The sequence below is a fragment of the Olleya sp. UBA1516 genome (assembly GCF_002323495.1).
Lineage (GTDB): Bacteria > Bacteroidota > Bacteroidia > Flavobacteriales > Flavobacteriaceae > Olleya.
Genome location: NZ_DCQO01000018.1, coordinates 88858 through 95982, shown reverse-complemented (window position 1 = coordinate 95982; position 7125 = coordinate 88858). Strand labels below are relative to the sequence as shown.

At 32.9% G+C, this 7125-nt stretch carries 6 protein-coding genes; 2 read left to right on the top strand and 4 right to left on the bottom strand.

The annotated features are described in order from the left end of the window. Positions 1–170: 170 nt before the first annotated feature. From B2989_RS11860 to ytxJ, 4 genes are all read right to left on the bottom strand, one after another. Positions 171–587, bottom strand: coding sequence for a hypothetical protein (locus B2989_RS11860; protein WP_292948630.1), 417 nt, complete (start codon positions 585–587; stop codon positions 171–173). Positions 588–662: 75 nt separating this feature from the next. Beyond that, a complete protein-coding gene (locus tag B2989_RS11855; RefSeq protein WP_145001963.1) occupies positions 663–1268 on the bottom strand; it encodes a MarC family protein in 606 nt (201 codons plus the stop codon). A gap of 5 nt (positions 1269–1273) precedes the next feature. Further along, complete coding sequence (locus tag B2989_RS11850) at positions 1274–1780, bottom strand: DUF3124 domain-containing protein (protein ID WP_292948627.1); 507 nt, start codon at positions 1778–1780, stop codon at positions 1274–1276. Positions 1781–1784: 4 nt separating this feature from the next. Then, complete coding sequence (gene ytxJ / locus B2989_RS11845) at positions 1785–2165, bottom strand: bacillithiol system redox-active protein YtxJ (protein ID WP_409994622.1); 381 nt, start codon at positions 2163–2165, stop codon at positions 1785–1787. Between the two features lie 267 nt (positions 2166–2432). On the opposite strand from ytxJ, the gene clpB reads away from it, so the two are divergent. Both clpB and B2989_RS11835 read left to right on the top strand, forming a co-directional pair. Beyond that, positions 2433–5042, top strand: a complete 2610-nt coding sequence (clpB, locus tag B2989_RS11840) for an ATP-dependent chaperone ClpB (RefSeq protein ID WP_292948625.1) — start codon at positions 2433–2435, stop codon at positions 5040–5042. A gap of 149 nt (positions 5043–5191) precedes the next feature. Beyond that, positions 5192–7108: a PEP/pyruvate-binding domain-containing protein gene (locus B2989_RS11835; protein WP_292948623.1), complete on the top strand. Its 1917-nt coding sequence runs from the start codon at positions 5192–5194 to the stop codon at positions 7106–7108. Positions 7109–7125 lie beyond the last annotated feature (17 nt).

The window sequence follows — 7125 nt, the reverse complement described above, 5'->3', positions numbered from 1 at the left end:
GTAGCCTTTATTCAGGACGGGTCAGTATGCCAACGGTCTTGTGTAAGGATAGTTGCGTGTTTCAGCAACTAATTTAGTAAACATTCACGAGCCAGAGAAAATTCCGAAGGAATTTTCCAAGTAGGCAATTGCCCAAGCAATTATTTTTACACGTTGTTAACCAACGTTTTTTATTCCGATAGCTTTACTATTCCGTCCTTTCCAGTTATAAACAGACTTTTCTCTTTCTTAATGATTGTCCTATGAGGACTAATTGCTTTTTTCAGTTCAACAATTTTTATAGATTTTTTGTTTTTTACAAAAACGATTAAGTCGTAATAATCAGAGTATTCAATTCCGTTTTGTCTTATGTTTTTAAGATTTAGACTAAATTCTTCTTCAATTCTTTCCACTTGAGAGTAAGGTCCAAGAATAATTAAACTATCCCATTCAAAATCGGCTACTTTTGAAAAATCAACTGTGCGGTTTTTAGAGTGTAATTCCGTTATGATTTTTTCAGTCAGCTTTTTGTCATTCTCAAGTTGAAACAAATATCCACACGATATAATAGAGAAGAATAAAATTCCAATTCCGATTATTTTTTTCATAAGAGGATTTTTTTCAAATGTTGGGCATCAAACATATAAACTCCCAAATAATATCAGAAGCCAATTAATTAATAGTTAAGCAAAAAAATCTTTTAAGCCACTCAGTATACTTTGTACTGCATATGAGGCTAATATTAATCCCATAATTTTACTAATTACGGTAATACCATACTCGCCAACCTTTTCTTGCACAACATTTGCTGCTAAAAGTAATAGCGATGTAATTGCAACAACAACTAAAACTAATAAAATAGTTATGGTTTGCTGCTCTATTGTATAAACATGATTATCGGTCATTAAAACCACAGCCATTATGGCTCCTGGAGACGCTATGGATGGTATAGCTACAGGAAAAATAGTGACGTGTTTATAATCTTTAATCAAGTGTTTTTCGGTTTCTGGTTTACCATCTCCAAAAATCATTGTTAAAGCAAACAAAAATAAGATCACACCTCCAGAAATCTGAAACGCATCTAAAGTTACTTGCATACCTTCTAAAATAAATTGACCAATAACCATAAAAAACAGAAGTACAAAAAACGCAACAATACTAGCTCTGATGGCCACACGTTTTTTATATTTCTTATCAAAATTTTTAGTAGCTTCTAAATAAACAGGTACTGATCCTAATGGATCAATTACTGCAATTAAAAATAATATAGTTGTTAAAATGTCTTTCATATTTATTACTCGATTTCAACACCTTTAGTTGTAAAAGACAAACCTTGTTGTCCTGAGGTAGAGATCATCACTGCTTCAAAATAAGGCGGTTTTGCATCTTTAGACGCTAACCAATCAAAAACAAAATTAGCACCTGTACCACCTTCTATATCTCTTTCATTAATAACAATTTCAATAGTTTGCATTGGATTTACATAAATCGTTTCGGTAAAATACACTTTAACTAAATCCCCTTTTGTGTTATAAAAATCTGCTTCTTTTATAAAAATAGTATCCTTTTTATTAATATTTCTAATACTAACAGTTGCTGTCAAATCATGGCGTTTATGCTCTGTAACACTATATATTTGCGAGTACACAGATAAATATGTTGACCCAGAAACTAACGAGTCACTAAGTGGTTTATTCCATTGCATCGCTTTCCAATTATTAGAAGCTACATAGACGTCTTCCTGTTCAGTTTCGCAACTAAAAGTGACTAACACGATAATAAAAAGCAATACATATCTCATAATTTTAAATAAATTTAGTTAAATCAATCTCATTTATTGCACCATGACTAGCATGTGCCACCACTACTCCATTCTTTATCACTAATAATTGTGGACTTTGGTGCATTACCTGAAACTTATAACCAGTCTCATTAGAGACTTCTCTGTAGCTTAATAAGTCTAGATAATATAAATCTAAATTAGCATCCACGTCAAACGCAGCAACAAACTGGTTCATAACCATACTACTTATTCCACAACGTGTAGAATGCTTAAATATAACCTGTGTTTTACCAAGTGATAAACGCTCTATCTCTGATAACTGAGACACTTCGGTTAAATTTTTCCATGGTAATACTTTCTCTTCTTTTGGCGCTTTTGATCCTCCAAATAATTTTCCAAACATAATAATTTCTTTTTAGCAAATTAAGGCTATAAGTTAAACAAAAATATCATTTTTATGATACATATCATAGATTATGTCGAAAGGTTTTGATTAACTTACATAGAAATAAAACGAAACCACCAACTGACTAAAAGTCAGCTAAAAACCACACCAAAGCGACATTTTGTCTCGCAATTACAATTGGTAAGATAATTGAAATACACCTCTTGAAAACAATTATAAAATCAAGTTTTCGCTTAAGAGGAAATTAAAAAACACATACTATATATGAACCCAGATAATTATACAATCAAATCGCAAGAAGCCATACAGCGCGCACAGCAGATTGCGCAAAGTTATGGTCATCAACAAATAGAAAATGAACACTTTTTTAAAGCCATTTTTGAGGTTGATGAAAACGTATTACCATTCATCTTAAAAAAATTGAATGTCAATCTTAATGTTTTAGAACTTGCATTAGATAAGCAACTAGAAAGTTTTCCAAAAGTTACAGGAGCAGATTTAATGCTGTCTCGTGAAGCTAGTAAAACACTAAACGAAGCCTCTATTATTGCCAAAGCAATGAATGACGATTATGTATCTATAGAGCATTTTATTCTAGCAGTCTTTAAATCAAAAAGCAAAATAGCACAGATGCTTAAAGATCAAGGCGTAACAGAAAAAGGTTTAAAAGCAGCTATTGACGAGCTTAGAAAAGGAGATCGTGTCACCTCACAAAGTCAAGAGGAAACATATAACTCCCTTAACAAATACGCTAAAAACCTAAATAAATTAGCCAGAGACGGAAAACTAGATCCGGTTATTGGTCGTGATGAAGAAATTAGAAGAATTCTTCAAATTTTATCCCGTCGTACTAAAAACAACCCCATTTTAGTTGGTGAACCTGGAACTGGTAAAACTGCTATTGCAGAAGGTTTAGCTCACAGAATTGTGGATGGTGACGTCCCTGAAAACCTAGTCGATAAGCAAATTTTTGCACTAGACATGGGTGCACTTATTGCAGGTGCTAAATTTAAAGGAGAATTTGAAGAGCGTCTTAAAGCAGTTATAAAAGAAGTAACAGAAAGTGAAGGTGACATCGTACTATTTATTGACGAAATACACACCTTAGTTGGTGCTGGTGGCGGACAAGGTGCAATGGATGCTGCAAACATTTTAAAACCTGCTTTAGCTCGTGGAGAACTGCGCGCTATTGGAGCAACCACTTTGGATGAGTACCAAAAATATTTTGAAAAAGACAAAGCCTTAGAGCGTCGTTTCCAGAAAGTAATGGTTGATGAACCTGATACAGAAAGTGCCATTTCTATTTTAAGAGGAATAAAAGAAAAATACGAAGCACACCATAAAGTACGTATAAAAGATGATGCTATTATTGGTGCTGTAGAGTTGTCTCAACGTTACATAACCAACAGATTTTTGCCGGACAAAGCAATTGATTTAATGGATGAGGCTGCTGCTAAAATGCGTATGGAAATCAACTCAAAACCAGAAGAACTTGATGTTTTAGACAGAAAAGTGATGCAATTAGAGATTGAAATTGAAGCAATTAAGCGTGAAAAAGACGAAAGTAAATTAAAAATATTACAATCTGATTTAGCTAACTTAAAAGAAGAGCGCAACGAGATTAATGCAAAATGGATTAGCGAAAAAGAAGTTGTAGATAATATCCAAAACAGAAAGCAAGACATCGAAAACTTTAAGCTTGAAGCTGAAAAAGCAGAACGCGATGGAGATTATGGTAAAGTTGCCGAGTTACGTTACGGTAAGATTAAGGAAGCGCAGGAAGCTTTAGAAAAATTACAGAAAGATTTGGCTGATAACCAATCTGAAAATTCTTTAATTAAAGAAGAAGTTACTTATGAGGATATTGCCGAAGTTGTTGCTAAATGGACAGGAATTCCTGTTACCAAAATGCTACAAGGCGATCGCGAAAAGTTATTAAATCTTGAAAACGAATTACACAAACGTGTGGTTGGTCAAGAAGAAGCTATTGTTGCAGTTAGTGATGCTGTAAGACGTAGTCGTGCTGGTTTACAAAACCCTGAAAAACCAATCGGAACCTTCCTGTTTTTAGGTACCACTGGAGTTGGTAAAACAGAGTTAGCTAAAGCATTAGCAGAATACCTTTTTGATGATGAAAGTGCAATGACTAGAATTGATATGAGCGAGTACCAAGAACGTCATGCGGTTAGCAGACTAGTTGGTGCACCTCCAGGATATGTTGGTTATGACGAAGGTGGACAGTTAACCGAAGCTGTTAGACGTAAACCTTATTCTGTAGTGCTTTTAGACGAAATTGAAAAAGCGCATCCTGATACTTTTAATATTTTATTACAAGTATTGGATGAAGGACATTTAACGGACAATAAAGGTCGTATTGCAGATTTTAAAAACACTATTATAATTATGACATCCAACATGGGTAGTCAAATAATACAAGAGCGTTTTGATGCTGTAAAAGATGTAGATACTGCAATAGAAGGTGCTAAAGTAGATGTTTTAGCATTATTAAAACAAACGGTTAGACCAGAGTTTATAAACCGTATTGACGACATCATCATGTTTACACCTTTAACGCAAGATAATATCACCCAAATTGTAGGATTACAACTAAAAGGTATTTCTAAAATGATAGCAAAACAAGGGATTACATTTGATGCAACACCTGAAGCTATTGCATATTTAGCAGACAAAGGTTATAATCCAGAATATGGAGCTAGACCTGTAAAACGTGTGATACAAAAAGACGTACTTAATCAATTAAGTAAAGAGATTTTATCAGGAAAAGTAACAACAGACAGCATTATTTTACTAGATGCTTTTGATGGCGAATTAGTCTTTAGAAATCAAAGTGATTTAGTAACTGAAGAACTGTAATCACAAAGTTCTGTTAACATAAAATAAACCGTAAAACAGTACGTTTTAATTATGGTTGGTTAGTTGAAAAGCAACACAATACTTTACAAAAGTGGCGTGTTGCTTTTTTTTGTTCTATATTGTAATTCTCTAATAAAAAACCACTTAGCTTGATTACATCCCAAATTAAAAAACATCTTGTCGTTCTTTTCATATTAACCTCAACATTTGCTTTATCTCAATCTAAATTTAAACGTATTTTAACGTCACAAACAGATTTTAATGCACTAAAAACAACACCAAACACAAATAAATACGGGAATGTTGATGCTTTAAAAGTCGTTTTTGATATTAAAGAACAACAACTCTATTTTATCAATAGTAAAAACTACAAATACCATTACCATTTTTGTAAAGGCTATTTAGAAATCCCTGAAACCTTAAAAGAATTTAATAATTCTAATTACAAAGCACAACATAAAAACAAACGCTTTTTATTAGGAAACATAAATCACTATTTAGCAAATAACACCTATAATTTAGAGCTTTCTCCTATTGATGATATGCAAATCACAGATGTAAAAACCTTTTACGAAGTCATAAAAAAAGCAACCTATTTCAAAAGTTTTAATTTCTTTTTAAATACTGCAAGATTAGAACAACTAGATGCTGTTTTGGACATTCCTACAATATCTGCTTCAGATTTATATGGAGACCAAACCTATCAGGCGGTAAGTGCACAAAAAAGCTATGGCTGCTTAAAGTTTGTTGATGTTGATTCGTTAACACAAAACAACATTAGTAAACATGATATTATTGTTATTAACCAACCTATCTTAGAATTACCAATAACCGCGGGTGTTATAACTACTATTCTTCAAACGCCTTTAAGTCACATTTCTGTTTTAGGGAAAAACAGACAAATTCCAATTGCAGCTTATACTAAAGCCATGCAATCTGATGTTTTAAGAAACTTTGACAATCAATACGTCTCTTTTGAAGTCGCTTTGGACACCTTTTACATCAAACCAATCTCTAAAGAATTGTTTGAAAGAAAAACAAAGAAACAGAAAAAAGCACCTTTATTTCTAGAAAAAAACACAGATGTAAAAACACTAATTAATGCTGACAATCTAAGTCAAAACTCAATAAACACTGTTGGTGGCAAAGCAGCTAACTTTGGTGTTTTATATGACTTAGCTAAAAAAGAAGCTTTTAAAATTCCGGAATCTGCTTTTGCCATTCCATTTTACTATTATGAAGCCCATCTAAAAGCATCCAGAGCAGATACCTTAGTCAAAAAAATGATTTATGACTACAAAATCAATCAAGATGCTAATAAATTAACCGAGCAACTAAAAACAATTCAAAAACTAATAAAAAAAACAACCTTAGATCCTGATTTAATATCTAAAGTCGAAGCTAAAATTAAAAGTTTAGGAGATGAAACACGCTTGCGATTTAGAAGCTCGACAAACGCAGAAGATATTGTTGGATTTTCTGGAGCGGGATTGTATGACTCTAAAACAGGAATTGTTGGTAGTAAGAAAAAATCGATTGAAAAAGCCATCAAAAAAGTATGGTCAAGTTTATGGTACAAACGTGCCTTTTTAGAACGTGACTACTTTAATATTGACCAAAACAGCATTGCAATGGGTGTTTTAGTGCATCGCTCCTTCCCTAACGAGAAAGCCAATGGTGTGGCTATTACCAAAAATTTATATCGTAAAAGTTACCTAGGCAGCGTTATTAATGTACAAGTTGGTGATGCCAGTGTAGTAAAACCTGAAAATGGAGTGACCTGCGATCAAGTTATATGCTACTCTGGATCGTCTTCTAAATTATATAACGAAAAACGTATTGTCGAAATCATATCACACTCTAACCTTAACAATGGTAAACTAGTGATGACTGAAGCCGAAATTATTAAACTATCCGAACAATTAGAAAAAATAAAAAAACACTATTACTATAACGTGTATAAATCCAAACAGAAGTATTTGGACTTTGGTTTGGATATCGAGTTTAAATTGGACGGAGAAAACCGAGAGTTGTATATAAAGCAAGTCCGTTATTTTAATGATTAAACAACAGATCCAGTAAT